The sequence below is a fragment of the Massilia sp. 01N417 genome (genome assembly GCF_056399645.1).
Genome location: NZ_JBFTRS010000020.1, coordinates 64,451 through 78,591 on the forward strand (window position 1 = coordinate 64,451; position 14,141 = coordinate 78,591).

At 66.5% G+C, this 14,141-nt stretch carries 15 protein-coding genes; 5 read left to right on the plus strand and 10 right to left on the minus strand.

The annotated features are described in order from the left end of the window. Nucleotides 1–49: 49 nt before the first annotated feature. The gene (locus AC1DOQ_RS20260) at nt 50–1,066 is read right to left on the minus strand and encodes a YihY/virulence factor BrkB family protein (RefSeq protein ID WP_477368361.1); all 1,017 of its coding nucleotides are present in this window, start codon (nt 1,064–1,066) and stop codon (nt 50–52) included. A 120-nt stretch (nt 1,067–1,186) separates the two neighbouring features. Next, nucleotides 1,187–2,218, minus strand: coding sequence for an OmpA family protein (locus AC1DOQ_RS20265; RefSeq protein WP_477368364.1), 1,032 nt, complete (start codon nt 2,216–2,218; stop codon nt 1,187–1,189). A gap of 612 nt (nt 2,219–2,830) precedes the next feature. On the opposite strand from AC1DOQ_RS20265, the gene AC1DOQ_RS20270 reads away from it, so the two are divergent. The 5 genes from AC1DOQ_RS20270 to phbB all read left to right on the plus strand — a co-directional run bounded on the left by AC1DOQ_RS20270 (nt 2,831) and on the right by phbB (nt 6,821). Continuing rightward, nucleotides 2,831–3,436 carry a winged helix-turn-helix domain-containing protein gene (locus AC1DOQ_RS20270; RefSeq protein ID WP_379773059.1) on the plus strand — a complete coding sequence of 202 codons (606 nt, stop codon included), beginning with the start codon at nt 2,831–2,833 and terminating at the stop codon, nt 3,434–3,436. Between the two features lie 187 nt (nt 3,437–3,623). Continuing rightward, on the plus strand, nt 3,624–4,394 hold the full coding sequence (locus tag AC1DOQ_RS20275; protein ID WP_477368367.1) for a glutathione peroxidase: 771 nt from the start codon (nt 3,624–3,626) through the stop codon (nt 4,392–4,394). Continuing rightward, nucleotides 4,394–5,269, plus strand: a complete 876-nt coding sequence (locus AC1DOQ_RS20280; protein WP_477368370.1) for a M90 family metallopeptidase — start codon at nt 4,394–4,396, stop codon at nt 5,267–5,269. Before AC1DOQ_RS20275 ends, AC1DOQ_RS20280 begins: the two co-directional genes overlap by 1 nt. A gap of 109 nt (nt 5,270–5,378) precedes the next feature. After that, complete coding sequence (locus AC1DOQ_RS20285) at nt 5,379–5,933, plus strand: hypothetical protein (RefSeq protein ID WP_477368374.1); 555 nt, start codon at nt 5,379–5,381, stop codon at nt 5,931–5,933. Between the two features lie 129 nt (nt 5,934–6,062). Further along, nucleotides 6,063–6,821, plus strand: a complete 759-nt coding sequence (gene phbB / locus AC1DOQ_RS20290; protein ID WP_477368377.1) for an acetoacetyl-CoA reductase — start codon at nt 6,063–6,065, stop codon at nt 6,819–6,821. Between the two features lie 12 nt (nt 6,822–6,833). Here the strand turns inward: phbB and AC1DOQ_RS20295 are convergent, their stop codons facing one another. From AC1DOQ_RS20295 to AC1DOQ_RS20330, 8 genes are all read right to left on the minus strand, one after another. Next, a complete protein-coding gene (locus AC1DOQ_RS20295) occupies nt 6,834–7,217 on the minus strand; it encodes a TraR/DksA family transcriptional regulator (RefSeq protein WP_477368380.1) in 384 nt (127 codons plus the stop codon). Nucleotides 7,218–7,267: 50 nt separating this feature from the next. Beyond that, nucleotides 7,268–7,768, minus strand: coding sequence for a hypothetical protein (locus AC1DOQ_RS20300; RefSeq protein ID WP_477368383.1), 501 nt, complete (start codon nt 7,766–7,768; stop codon nt 7,268–7,270). A gap of 21 nt (nt 7,769–7,789) precedes the next feature. Next, nucleotides 7,790–8,656: a hypothetical protein gene (locus AC1DOQ_RS20305; protein ID WP_477368386.1), complete on the minus strand. Its 867-nt coding sequence runs from the start codon at nt 8,654–8,656 to the stop codon at nt 7,790–7,792. A gap of 84 nt (nt 8,657–8,740) precedes the next feature. Next, nucleotides 8,741–9,520, minus strand: a complete 780-nt coding sequence (otnI, locus tag AC1DOQ_RS20310) for a 2-oxo-tetronate isomerase (RefSeq protein WP_477368390.1) — start codon at nt 9,518–9,520, stop codon at nt 8,741–8,743. 10 nt (nt 9,521–9,530) lie between these two features. Further along, nucleotides 9,531–10,868 (minus strand): MFS transporter, encoded by a 1,338-nt coding sequence (locus AC1DOQ_RS20315; protein WP_477368394.1) that lies wholly within the window; start codon nt 10,866–10,868, stop codon nt 9,531–9,533. Between the two features lie 20 nt (nt 10,869–10,888). After that, nucleotides 10,889–11,323 carry a MarR family winged helix-turn-helix transcriptional regulator gene (locus AC1DOQ_RS20320; RefSeq protein ID WP_477368397.1) on the minus strand — a complete coding sequence of 145 codons (435 nt, stop codon included), beginning with the start codon at nt 11,321–11,323 and terminating at the stop codon, nt 10,889–10,891. A 172-nt stretch (nt 11,324–11,495) separates the two neighbouring features. Further along, nucleotides 11,496–12,962, minus strand: a complete 1,467-nt coding sequence (locus tag AC1DOQ_RS20325; RefSeq protein WP_477368400.1) for a DEAD/DEAH box helicase — start codon at nt 12,960–12,962, stop codon at nt 11,496–11,498. A 318-nt stretch (nt 12,963–13,280) separates the two neighbouring features. Further along, the gene (locus tag AC1DOQ_RS20330) at nt 13,281–14,060 is read right to left on the minus strand and encodes an inositol monophosphatase family protein (protein ID WP_477368497.1); all 780 of its coding nucleotides are present in this window, start codon (nt 14,058–14,060) and stop codon (nt 13,281–13,283) included. Nucleotides 14,061–14,141: the final 81 nt, after the last annotated feature.

Genomic DNA, 14,141 nt, shown 5'->3' on the forward strand with positions numbered 1-14,141 from the left:
CCGCTCTTGCGGGAATGACGGGTGGAACGCAGGGATGGCGCTAAACCATTCAGGCATTGTGCCCGACGGCCACCCCCAGGCGCCGATCCGGCGCTTCGCCCGTGCGCCGATCGCGCGAGCCCGAGGTACGGCGTTCGCGGATGCGGCGTTCCGGCCGGCCATCCGGCAGGTCGCCCAGCGGCGACACTTCCTTGCCCTTCTTGCTCAGGCTGCCCATCTGGATCGCGTACTGGCGGGCGAATTCGGCGCCCAGGAAGAAGATCTGCGCCGAGTAGTAGACCCACAGCAGCAGGGCAATCAGGGAACCGGCCGCGCCGAAGCTGTTGGTGGTGCCGCTGTTGCCGATGTACAGGCCGATCGCGTATTTCCCCAAGGTGAACAGGACCGCGGTGCCGAGCGCGCCGATGGTGACGTCGTGCCAGGACAGCTTGATGCGCGGCAGCAGCTTGTAGATCACGCCGAACAGGATGGCGATCACCAGGAAGCTGAAGGCCCAGGCGACCCAGCCGAAGATCACGGTGGCGTTATGCCAGTAGCCGCCGATGAATTTCTCGGCCACGGTCAGCGCCGCCGACACCACGAGCGAGGTCATCAGCAGCAGGGCCAGGGTCAGGATCAGGCCGAAGGACAGCAGGCGGGTACGCACCGTGTCCCACCAGCTGGCGTCCTCAGGTGGCGGCACGCCCCAGATCTCGTCCAGGCTGTCCTTCAGCTCGGCGAAGGCGGTGGTGGCGCCGATCACCAGCAGCACGGTGGCGACGATGGTGGCGAACAGGCCGCTGTCCTTGTTCTGGGCGCCGGCCAGGATGGCTTCGATGGTTTGCGCGCCCTTCGGGCCGACCAGGCCGCGCAGTTCGCCGATCAGCTGGCCCTGGGCGGCGTCGGCGCCGTAGAAGAAGCCGGCCACGGCGATCACCAGCACCAGGATGGGGGCGAGCGAAAACAGCGAATAGAAGGCCAGGGCCGCGCCCTTGCTGGATGCGCGGTGCTCCATCCACTCGGTGACGGCGCAGCGCATCACGTGGATGACCTTGCGCGAAAAAGGTGTCCAGTTTTTTACATCCATATCGCTTCTCCAAAAAAAGAACGCGCCCGAAGGCGCGTCGAGTGACCAGCACGGGGCGGGCCCTGCGGATGGCCGGGCCGGCGGGAACGCGTGCGCTCCCGCTCATGCTCACCGTACCGCTTACTGCACGCGGCGTTCGACGGTGATCTGTTCGACCTCCACGCGGCGGTTCGGTGCCAGGCACTCGATCAGCTCCGAACGCTTCTTCTGGTGGCAGTCGGTGACCACCGGATTCTTCTCGCCCTTGCCGTAGGCCTTCAGGCGGTTCGCGTCGATGCCCTTGCCGACCAGGTATTCGCGCACGGCGTTGGCGCGGCGCTCCGACAGCTTCTGGTTGTACTTCGGCGAACCGATGCGGTCGGTGTAGCCGGTGATGTCGACGTCGGTGATCGACGGATCGGCCTGCAGGGCGGCGGCAATGTCGTCCAGCTTAGGCTGCGGCATCGACAGGGTGGCGCTGTCGAAGGCGAACAGTTCGGTTGCCGACAGGGTCACCTTCTCGAAGCGGGCCGGCGGCGGCGGCGGCGGCGGGGCTTCCACGACCGGTGCCGGGGCTGGTGCCGGGGCTTCCGCGACCGGAGCCGGGGCCGGTGCAGGCGGTGCCGGCGGCGGGTTGAAGGCGTAGATCAGGCTGAAGCCGACATACTTGGTGAGGGCTTTCGAGAAGCCGAATTCGTCGTCGTGGCGCAGGTTGCTCTTCACGGCGCGGCCGTCGAGCTGCACCGACCAGCGATCGTTCAGGCTGGCCTGGACGCCCAGGCCGGCGGTGTAGTACGGCGACCAGCCGGAGGCGTTGTAGCTGCCACGGCTTACGCGGTCACGCTCGCCACCGACGCCGACCAGCAGGAAGGGGCGGATCTGTTTGCGCGACAGCATCAGCAGCGCGTCGACACCAACCAGGGTCTGGCGGTAATTGGTGAGGCTGTTGTCGGAGCGGGCGTGGGTCGCGCCGATCTGGATGTCCCACAGCGGGTGCACCGGTTTACCGAACTTCAACCCGCCGCCCCAGTCCTTGTCGCCGACGCCGAAGTCGTGGTCGGGCTTGATGCCGACGACGGTCGGCGCAATGTACCACGACGGATTGATGACTTCTTGTGCCAGCGTGGAACCAGCCGAGCAGAGCAGGGCGACAGCCAGAGCGATCTTCTTCATATTATTCACAGGTAACTCCCATAGGTTGTAAATGTGCTTACATCGCGTGCCTAAACAGTGATGTTGTGGTCAAGAATACAAGCCCGTGTTCCCCAAGGTCCGTGCGCTACCGCACCAAGGCAACTGTGTTTGTGACAAATTCGCAACGCGACAGTTCCATATTTTTCCAGCTCAGCCACGGATCATGTCTTAAGATGGGCTCATCTTTTACTAAGTTCGGCGATAAATTCCCTATGCGCAAGAAAAATAGAGAAAGTGTCATCGCTAACTGTTTCATTTTGTAATAATTGTTCGGTCATGGTGTAACGATCTTTATCTTCTTCCCCGGATATGCGGCGCGGGACTCGCGGTCATCTATTGCCGTGGCTGTCATGAAAACCCGCTGTTCTTTCCCTTTTTCTCAAATAAACCCCTGTGCCGCGTCAATACGTTGGCTCAATAAATAACTTTGAGAAATTTTCGGCAATGTTGGCTGGCGCACAGAACTCCGGGTCTGACGCAGGCAATCTTGTATCCAGTTAAGCGGAACCCGGCGAGTTGTCTAAGAGTCATATGGAAAAACGCCGGTCCGGGCCACACAGAACACAGTCTCATTACATGGAGTAAACCAACATGCATGCAGCGACTCACCACAACGCGGTGCAAGGCGACATCGGCGCAGTGCACACTTCCAGCAACTCTGCACTGATCGAACGTGTCCCGCCGCAACCGACCGAACGCGCGCCCATTTCGCTGGCGCCGATCGAGCGTGTGCGGTCGACCTCGGCCACCCAGCGCCGCATCGAGAACATGCAGAAGCTGATTGGCGAGCTGCAGACACACGAAATGCTGGCCGACGAAATCGCCTGGTTCCTGAAATTTTCGCCGTCGGGCGCCCGCAAATACATCCGCGACCTGCGCGAAGCCGGCGTGATCGAACTGGCCCGCTATATCGAGGGTACCGCCACCTACCTGGGCAAGGCCGTGTACCGCATCTCTCCGGATCCCGAGCGCGTCAAGGCCTTCCTGGCCGCGATCTGCCAGCCGAAGCGCGAAGGCGCCGCCCCGCGCAAGGAGCGCCCGGGCTTGCGCGAACAGAGCATGGCCGGCACCGGCCGCCACTTCCACATCCTGGCCGACGACACCCACTACGCGATCCGCGTGAACCGCAGCCCGGTCACCCGCGATCCGCTGGTCGCCGCGCTGTTTGGCCCGGCCCCGAGCCAAATGGCCAAATAAGCCGGCCAGCACCGAATCTGCCCTGACCCCGTACGCGGTCCAGACAGCCCGCAATGCGGGGAAACGGCACGATGCGCGCCACCGCCTCCGGGCGGTGGCTTTTTTTTACCAATTGAAAAGTCGATAAGGGTTCCCATATGCGGCGGGAAGCGGCACGACGCCGCACCCGTCAACCACAGGAGATCCCATGTTACCGAGTGCCGAATCGCTGGAAGGAAAGCCCGTCCCCCAGGTCACGTTCAAGGCGCGGCCCGACGAGCAGTGGCGCGACATCACGACCGACGAGCTGTTCAAGGGCAAGACGGTGGTCGTGTTTGCCTTGCCGGGCGCCTATACGCCGACCTGTTCGTCCGCCCACCTGCCGCGCTATAACGAACTGGCGCCGGTGTTGCGCGATAATGGCGTCGACGACATCGTCTGCATCACCGTCAACGATCCCTTCGTCGTCAACGAGTGGCAGCGCAGCCAGGAAGCGGACAACATCACCATGATCCCGGACGGCAACGGCGATTTCAGCGAAGGCATGGGCCTGCTGGTCGACAAGCGCGAGCTCGGCTTCGGCAAGCGCTCCTGGCGCTATTCGATGCTGGTGAAGGACGGCATCATCGACAAGATCTTCATCGAACCGGACAAGGAGGGCGATCCCTTCGAAGTATCGGACGCCGACACCATGCTGCGCCATATTAATCCGGCGGCGAAGCCGATCGAGCCGGTGGTCATGTTTTCCAAGCCCGGCTGCCCGTTCTGCGCGCGCGCCAAGGCGGTGCTGAAGGCGCGCGGCGTCGCCTTCACCGACATCCCCCAGGACCAGAAGATCACCACCAGCGTGCTGCGCGCCGTCTCGGGCGAGATGACCTGGCCGCAGGTCTTCGTCGGCGGCACGCGGATCGGCGGCGCCGATGCGGTCGAGGCGCATTTCGGGCAATCCGGCGCCGCGTCCGGCGCCCAGGCCGCCTGATGGAGACCGGCGCCGCCATCGCCTGCGCCGCCATCGCGGCCGGGCTGCTGCTGGCCTGGGGCCTGCCGCGCTGGCGCCTGAGACGGGCGCTCGCGCGTCCCCTCGACGCCGCCCAGCTGGGCTTCATCGAGCGCAACGTGGTCCAGTACCGCGGCATGCCGGCGCCGCTGCGCGAACGGCTGCAGGTCCTGGTCAAGCGTTTCCTGCATGAGAAGACCTTCGTCGGCTGCGCCGGGCTCGAGGTCACCGAGGAGATGCGGGTGACGATCGCGGCCCAGGCCTGCCTGCTGCTGCTCAACCGCTCTACCGCCGTCTACCCGGGCCTGCATGCGGTGCTGGTGTATCCGGGCGCCTTCCTGGTGCCGCGCAAGGAAGTCGACGCCGGCGGCGTGGTCACCGAGACGCGCCAGGACCTGCTCGGCGAATCCTGGGGCGATGGCCGTGTGATCCTGTCCTGGGATCACGTGCAGCGCGCCGGCCATCAGCCGGAAGGCGCCCAGAACGTGGTGCTGCACGAGTTCGCCCACCAGCTCGACAGCGAATCCGGCAGCACCAACGGCGCGCCCATCCTCGGCAGCACGGAAAGCTACCAGCGCTGGTCGGCGATCCTGTCGCGCGACTTCGAGCTGCTGCGCCGCGATACGTACTGGGGCTACCGCGACGTGCTCGATCCCTACGGCGCCAGCAGCCCGGCCGAATTCTTCGCGGTCGCCACCGAGAGCTTCTTCGAGCAGCCGCACGCGCTGGCGGCGCGCCATCCGGACCTGTATGCCGAATTCAGGCGTTATTTCCGCGTCGATCCGCGCGACTGGTTCCCGCAGCCGCTGTGGCAGGAACCGGAGCCGCAGGGAATGGTCTATGGCCAGTGGCGCTGAGAGCCCGGGATCGCTTCCAGGTGCGCCAGGCTGCGTGCGTTTGCGCACAGAGCGCCGGCAGCCGCTCGCGCATGCTCTGCAGTAATAACGAATCCAGGAGGGTTGACCGATGTCCATGATCATTGCAGGGCACTTCCAGCTTCAGGACGACATCGCGCGGGCACGCCGCGCGCTGCTCGACGCCGGCTTCGCGGGCGAACGCATCAGCGGCTTTTACCTGAGCCAGCCGGGCCAGCACGACCAGACCCCGATCGGCGGCGACCACATGCAATCGCCGGGCGCCAGGGAAACGCCGGAAGGCGTGGCGCAAGGCGCCGGCGCGGGCGCGGCGGTCGGTGCGGTGGCGGGCGCGGCCACGATTCCGCTCACCGGGCCGCTGGGGCCGGTGGTCGGCGGCCTGGTCGGCGCCCACGTCGGCTCGCTGTTCAGCTTTTCGAAGATGAAGGAAGCCGGCGAGCGCGAAGAGGGCGGCCGGGCGCCGGTCGAGAACCGCCACGCCGGCATGCTGATCGCGGTCGCGTTCGACGATCCCGGCATGGAGGCGCAGGCGGTGGAACTGCTGCGTGGCCTGGGCGCCACCCAGATCGAGCGCGCCAGGGGTAATATCGTTGACGGCGACTGGGCCGATTTCGATCCGGGCAGCGCCCCCGACATCATCCGCTGAGGATTTCCCGGGCATTCCCCCCGGGGCAGGGCTGATTGAGATTTGTCAACGCTGAGTACGGCAGCGCTTCTAGACTCGGTGTTTTCGCCGCGCTCACGGCGCGGCCTTACCGGCGAGGAGACGACAGACATGCACGAAGACAAAGCAGCTGCAAAAGTAGCCCTGGTAACGGGTGGCATGGGCGGGCTGGGCACGGCGATCTGCCGGCGCCTGCACGACGAGGGATTCCAGGTGGCGGCGACCTTCTCGCCGCACAACCCCGCACCGGAAGCCTGGCTGGCGACCCAGCGCGACGACGGCTACCGCTTCCAGGCCTACAAGGTCGACGTCACCGATTACGGCGACTGCGAGTGGATGATGCAAAAGCTCTTGTCCGAGATGGGGCGGCTGGACGTGCTGGTGAATAATGCCGGCATCACGCGCGACCGCAGCCTGCGCAAGATGAGCCTGGAGGATTGGCATGCCGTGCTGCGCGCCAACCTCGACAGCGTATTCAACCTGAGCAAGCAGGCCATCGAACCGATGATGGCGCGCCGCTGGGGCCGCATCGTCAACATCTCCTCGGTCAACGGCCAGCAGGGCGCCTTCGGCCAGACCAACTACAGCGCCGCCAAGGCCGGCATGCACGGCTTCACCAAGGCCCTGGCGCTGGAGATGGCGCGCCACGGCATCACCGTCAACACGGTCTCGCCCGGCTACCTGCGTACCCGCATGGTGGAGGCGGTGCCACCGGATGTGATGAGCGGCAAGATCCTGCCGCAGATTCCGATGGGCCGCCTGGGCGAGCCGGACGAGGTGGCCGGCCTGGTGGCCTATCTGGTGTCCGAGGATGCCGGCTTCATGACCGGCTCGAATTTCGCCATCAACGGCGGCCAGCACATGTATTGATCAACGGGGGCGTCAGCGGGAACGCTCGGCGCGCGTCTGGCAGGCGATGCAGAGACGCGCTTCGGGCTTCGCCAGCAGGCGCGACTCGCCTATTTCCTGGCCGCACATTTCGCACAGCCCATAGCTGCCGTCCTCGAACTTGGCCAGCGCGTGGCGCAGCAACTGCATCTCGGCCGCATGGTGGCCCGCCGCTTCGCGCGAAAGGTCGTTCAGCAGGCGCACGGTGGCGCGGTCGAGCGGCGAACTTTCCACTTCCGGGACCGGCAGCTCGCCCTCGGCGGCCTGGGGCGGCGCCGCGCTCTCCAGCGCCCGCAGGCGCTGCTCCAGCATCGATTTCAGGCGTGCGAGCCGGTCCAGGTCCGCGCCACCGGACTGGACGCTTGGATTGACGCTCATGGAAAGGGCCCTCCGATGGATGCTGCGCGAGAACCCAGTGTAGCGCAAACTTAGGCCGGCGGCGCCTCGTGTACGGCAATGACATCGAGCTGGCTCTTGAGCTGGTCGACCGCGGCCAGGATCGGAAATACCTGGCCGGTCGTGGCCGCCGCGGCCAGGCCCAGCAGGCGGGCGACCAGGGTAATGCCGTCGCCGATGCGGGTGATCTTGCGGATCTTGTCGGCGGCATCCGCGGTGAGGGCGACCAGGTGCTGCTGGGACTGGCCGAGCGAGCCGACCACGCAGGCGGCGGCGTCGTCATAGAGGCGGTTGGCGCGCTGGCGCAGCTCGATCTCGGCGTCGAGCAGGGCGCGGGCCACGGACTGCTCGGATTCCGGCACCTCGCCGTGGTGCTGATCCTGGCTCTGGCGGACGTCGCGCATCACCCGTTCGTGGATGCTGTCGGCGCAGGCGGACAGCTTGTCGGCCAGTTCCTCGACCTGCTTCGCGGTGGAAAGGGCCTCGACGGGGCTCGGCGGCGCCTTGGGCGGGATGGGGTTGTCGTTTGCCATGGGTTTCCTCGGGCTCGGGAATCAGGGGGAATCGGACAGGGCGTCGCGCAGGGCGATCAGGTCGCGCCCATAGGCGGACAGCAGGGCGCGCACTTCCGGCGAGGTCAGGTTGTGCAGGTTCTCGCGCATCTTTTGATGGCCCTGCGCCACCTTGGCAAGGCCCTGCATGGCCGCGTCGTAGCGCTTGTCGATCAGCTTGTATTCGTTGGCTTTGCTCATGTAGTGCACCTTGGCCAGGGTCACCAGCATGCGGTCCGAGTTCTTGGTCGAGAACGGGATCTCGACGTCGAAGATACCGAGGATGGTCTTCTTCTCGTTCTCGTTGGTCTTCGCGTACAGGCGGGTCAGGGTGATCATCGCGTCCAGCAGTATCTGGACGTCGGCGTCGCCGTCGCGCACCATGGTCTCGACGCTGCGGTTCTGGTAGCCGGAAGCGATCGCCCGGGTCAGCAGGCGGGTCAGCCCGGTATAGGCGGCGATGTGGCGCTGCTGCAGGCCGGACTCGGCGTTCGCCTTCAAGCCGTTGCCGAGGTCGTCTAGCTGGGGAGACAGGTCGTAGCGGGCGTCGCCGGCCAGCAGGCTCAGGGTCTGCATATACAGCACCAGGCTCTTCTGGATGCTGATGAAGTCGTCGTAGACGGCCTTGCGGCGCGCATCGTTCTCTTTCGCGATGCGGTCGGCGGCCGGCGACAGGTAGGGTTGCTCGCGCTCGTAGGTGTCGCGGTAGCGCCTGGACAGCTCGGCATAGCCGCCGAGGCGGGCTGAAGCGTCGGCGAACTGCCGGACGTCGGCCAGGCTGACCTGGCCGCCGGGACCGGCGCAGGCGGCCAGCGCCAGGGCGGCGGCAAGGACCAGCAGGTAACGCGTGAGAATGCGACAGATGTCCATGGGTCCTTTCTAGCCGGCAAAAGGCCGCGCTCGAAAAACCCATTCTTTCAAAGTTGCCTGCTAGCTACCTTGCCTCGGATCAAGTCAGCGGACGAAAGCCTCGCGCCAGCCCAGGCCTGCCACGGTATCGCCCTGCGGGATGTATTCGCAGCCTATCCAGCCCTCGTAGCCGAGCTCGTCCAGTAGGCGGAACAGGAAGGGGTAATTGATTTCGCCGGTGCCGGGTTCGTGGCGGCCCGGTACGTCGGCGATCTGGATGTGGCGGATCAGCGGCAGGCGCTCGCGCAGGGTGGTGGCGAGTTCTCCCTCCATGCGCTGCATGTGGTAGACGTCGTACTGCAGGAAAAGGTTGGGGGCGCCGCATTCCTCGATGATGGCGGCGGCCTGGCGGCTGTGCGTCAGGAAGTAGCCGGGGATGTCGCGGTCGTTGATCGGCTCGATCAGGACCTCGATGCCGTGGCGCGCGCAGGCCTCGGCGGCGAAGCGCAGGTTGGCCACGAAGGTGGCGTGGGCGCGCTCGGGCGCCACGTTCGGTGGCAGCTTGCCGGCCATGCAGTGCAGGCGCGGCACGCCGAGTTCGGTCGCATGGTCGAGGGCCAGCTCGACGCTGTCCTGGAATTCGCCGACCCGGCGCGGGTCGCAGGCGAAACCGCGCTCGCCCGCGACCCAGTCGCCGGGAGGGAAATTGTGCAGGACCAGTTGCAGCCGGTAGCGCTGCAGGCGGCCGAGGATCTGTTCCGGCTCGAAGGCATAGGGGAACAGGAACTCGACCGCGTCGAAGCCCGCCGCGCGTGCCGCGGCGAAGCGTTCGAGGAAGCCGAGCTCGTTGAACATCAGGCTCAGGTTGGCGGCGAATTTTGGCATAAGATTAATTTTAGCTGATTGGCGCCGACCTTGACGCCGACGTTGGCGCCAACGCCGTGGACGCGGGCGGCGCGGCGTCGGCCATCTTCGCCATCGGCGTGAACAGCCAGGCCGCCAGGGCCGCCACGCTCAGGCTCAGGCCGGCGCCGACGAACAGGCTCGCCAGGGTCACGGCGCTGGCCAGCCAACCGGCGACCGCCGCCGCCAGCGGCGCCAGGCCCATGAAGACGAACATGAAGATGCTCATCATGCGTCCCAGCATGCTCGGCGCCACGCGTTGCTGGATCCAGGTGAACACGGCCACTTGTACATAGCCGCCCAGTACCCCGATCGCCGCAAGAATCAGCATGCCCTGCCAGCTCGCCGTGACCAGCCCCAGCGGCATCAGGAGGAAGCCGGCCAGGCCGTCGACCAGCAGCAGGGTCAGGCCGAGACTGCCCAGGCGGCGCCTGCCGAAGATGCCGGACAAGGCCATGCCCGCCAGTGCGCCGGCGCCGTGGGCCCCCATCAGCAGGCCGAGGGCGGAAGCGCCGTGCAGGCGCTCGCTGGCCAGCAGCGGCATCGCCACCTGCATCACGCCACCGGTCACGCAGGCGCACAGCCCCCAGTAGAAGAAGGCGGTGCGCAGGGTGGTGTCGCGCCATACGGTCGCCAGGCCGGCGCCGACCGCGCGCAGCACCGGCTCGCGCCCCTGCGCCGGCGCACTGGGCGCCAGCGGCCTGACCTTGGCCAGGGTCCAGGCCGACAGCGCGAAGCTGAAGGCGTCGAAGCCGAAGGCCAGGCCGAGGCCGGCGGCGCCGCCGTCGCCCACGCCGGCGCTGCCGTCGCCGGCCAGCAGGAACAGCAGGCCGGCCAGCAGCGGCCCGGCCAGCATGGTCACCTGGCGCACCGCCATCATCATGCCGTTGGCCGCCTGCAGGTGCTGCGGCGCCACCGCCTGCGGCAGCATCGAGGTGCCGGCCGGGATGCTGAAGGCCGAGGCGATGCTCAGGACCACGGCCAGCGCCGTCACCAGCGGCAGGGTCGCGCGGCCGCTCAGCACCAGGGCCGCGAGCAGGCCCAGCAGCACCGTGTTGACGTGCTTGGTCAGCATCAAGACCCGCTTGGGCGAATGGCGGTCGACCAGGGCGCCGCCGAACAGGATCAGGATGGCGCGCGGCACGCCCAGCACCGCCACCATCATGCCGAGCGCGAGCGGATCGTGGGTCAGCTGCAGCACCAGCCAGGGCAGGGCGATCATGGTGAACTGGTCGCCGAGGGCGGAGATCACGCCGCCGCTCATCAGCCAGGCGAAGTTGGGGTCGCGCAGCAGGGCGCCGCGCCGATGGTGGATATCCTTGTTGTCCATGGCCTTGTATTAAAGGAGGTTTATTGGCTGCCGCCCGCCAGCTGGGCCAGCAGGGCCGAGGTCGCTTCCAGCTGGTCCCGCGAGGGCGCACCCAGCATGGCGCGGCTGATGTCGTCGACCACGGCGGTGGCATTGCTCACCATTTCGCTGCCGGTGGCCGTAATGATGGCGTAGCCGACGCGGGCGTCGCGCGGATCGCTCTGGCGGTCGACCAGGCCGATCTTTTCGAGCGGCAGCAGCGAACGGGTCACGCCGGAAGCGGTCAGGCCCAGCTTCTCGGCCAGGTCGACCCGGCGCAGGCGTCCGCCGGGCGCGCGCTGCAGGTGCAGCAGCATCTGGTAGTCGGCAAAGCTGATGCCGAAGTGGCCGCCGAGGGCGCTGTCGAGGCGGCGCGAGAGGGTGGCCCAGGCGCGTCCCATGCGCAGGCAGAATTCGGTGGTAAGGCTGTCGCTCATGATGGTCCTCCAATATTTGAAAAGTACTTGATTACTCAAATATATAGAGCTTTGCAACGCTTGTAAAGTACTTGAGTGCTCAACTATTTGCCTGGGACGTAAAAAAACCGGGGCCGCGCAACAGGGAAGTTGCGCGGCCCCGGCTTGCTGAGGCTATCGTAGGGCGTACCGCTTAGCGGCCGCCGCCGCTGCGTGCATTGGCCGGACGCGGACCACGGCCGCCATTGCCGCCATTGCCGCCATTGCCGCCGTTGCCACGTGCGCCACCACCATTGCCGCCACGGTTGGCGCCGGGCTGGCCGCCATTACGCGGCGCGCCGCCTGCCGGTGCGCTGCTGCGCTGGCCGGCCGGTGCGGCGCTCCTGCCCGCCGGCGCCGCGCCGCGCTGGGCACCGCCGCCTGGGCGGCCACCGCCCGGACGGCCGCCGCGGCCGCCATGGCCGGGCGCGCCGCTGCGCAGCTGGATCGGCTGCGCCTTGGCGTTCGGATCCGGCTCGAAGCCCGCGATCACCTGGCGCGGCAGGGTCTGCTTGATGAGCTTCTCGATATCCTTGAGCATCTGGTGCTCGTCGACGCAGACCAGGGACACGGCTTCGCCGGTGGCGCCGGCGCGGCCGGTGCGGCCGATCCGGTGCACGTAATCTTCCGGCACGTTCGGCAGGTCGTAGTTGACCACGTGGGGCAGCTGGTCGATGTCGATGCCGCGCGCCGCGATGTCGGTGGCGATCAGGGCGGTCAGGCTGCCGTCCTTGAACTCGGCCAGGGCCTTGGTGCGCGCCGACTGGCTCTTGTTGCCGTGGATCGCCATCGCGCCGATGCCGTCCTTGCCGAGCTGCTCGACCAGTTTATTCGCGCCGTGCTTGGTGCGGGTGAACACCAGCACCTGCTTCCAGTTGTTGGTCTTGATCAGGTGGGCCAGCATCGGGTGCTTCTTGTCGCGGTCCACCGGGTGGATGGTCTGGGCGATCACTTCGACGGTCGAGTTGCGGCGCGCCACTTCGATCGATGCCGGGTTGTTCAGCAGCTTGTCGGCCAGGGCCTTGATCTCGTCCGAGAAGGTGGCCGAGAACAGCAGGTTCTGGCGCTTCGGCGGCAGCACGGCCAGCACCTTCTTGATGTCGTGGATGAAGCCCATGTCCAGCATGCGGTCGGCTTCGTCCAGCACCAGGATCTCGATCTTGTCGAGCTTGATGGTGCCCTGGCCGACGTGGTCGAGCAGGCGGCCCGGGGTGGCGACCAGGATGTCGACACCGTTGGCCAGCAGCTTGATCTGCGGGTGGATGCCGACGCCGCCGAAGATCACGGCGGAGTTCAGGTTGGTGTACTTGGCGTAGGTGCGGATGTTTTCCTCGACCTGGGCCGCGAGTTCGCGGGTCGGGGCCAGCACCAGGGCGCGGATCGGGCGCTTCGAGCTTTTATTGGTCAGTGCCAGGCCGGCCTTGTCGGTCGACAGGCGGTGCAGCACGGGCAGGGTGAAGCCGGCGGTCTTGCCGGTGCCGGTCTGGGCGCCGGCCAGCAGGTCGCCGCCGCCGAGCACGGCCGGGATGGCCTGTGCCTGGATCGGGGTCGGCGCGGTATAACCCGCTTCAGTAACGGCACGGACGAGGGCGTCGGTCAGACCGAGAGTATTGAATGACATAGTTTTTCTGTAGGGATCGGCCCGTCGTCCTCGCATCGAAGACGCCAGTCCAGCCGATCGGATTACACGACACGAGGAGGCCGGTACTGGAGCCGGCACACACCGAGAGGTGCGGCGCCGGCAAAAGAGGGTCGGCGCCACACGGCATTATAGTTAAAAATGTTTCGCTATGGAAATTTTAGCGCGGCGATGTCGCCGGTGGAAGCGGACAGGGCGGCGCCGTGACTGGCGCCGAAGTTCTGGCCGCGCCGGGCCTGCTCTTGCGAGCGCCCGGACTTACACGGCCTCTATTCTACGCCAAAGGCCGCAAGGACGTTTTTATGCGAACGGTTTCAGGACCGCGACCATGCCGGCGAAGACCTTCGGGCCGGCGGCGATCACGTCGCCCTTGTTCAGGTATTCGGATTCGCCGCTGAATTCACCGACGATACCGCCCGCCTCGGTCACCAGCAGGGAGCCGGCGGCGATGTCCCAGATCTTCAGGCCCTTCTCGAAGAAGCCGTCGACGCGGCCAGCGGCCACGTTGGCCAGTTCCAGCGCGGCCGAGCCGCTCGAGCGCACGCCGTGGCAGCGCTGGGCCACCACTTCGTACATGCGCAGGTATTCGGCCAGCGCGCGCGGGTCGGTGCCGTGGCCGGAGCCGATCAGGGCCTTGTTGATGCGTTCCGGGTTGCGCACGCGGATGCGCTTTTCGTTCAGGTAGGCGCCGGCGCCCTTGGTGGCGGTGAACAGGTCGTTGCGGACCGGGTCGTAGACCACGGCCTGGGTGATCACGCCGCGCTGCTGCAGCGCGATCGAGACGCAGTAGTTCGGGTAGCCGTGCAGGAAGTTGGTGGTGCCGTCGATCGGATCGATGATCCAGACGTATTCGCTCTCGTCGTTCAGGTTGCTCGATGCGCCGGTTTCCTCGCCCAGGATCGCGTGGTCGGGGTAGGCCTTCAGCAGGGTCTCGACGATCGCCTGTTCCGCGGCCTGGTCGATGTCGGTGACGAAGTTGTTATGGCTTTTTTCGCTGATGGTGATACGGTCGAGATCGAACGAGGCGCGGTTGATGACCGTGGCGGCGCGGCGGGCGGCCTTGATGGCCGTGTTGAGCATTGGGTGCATGAGGGCTTCCTGAAAAATGCTGACGCCCACCGCGCAACAGGCGCCGTGAACGATCCATGAACGAGAATGACA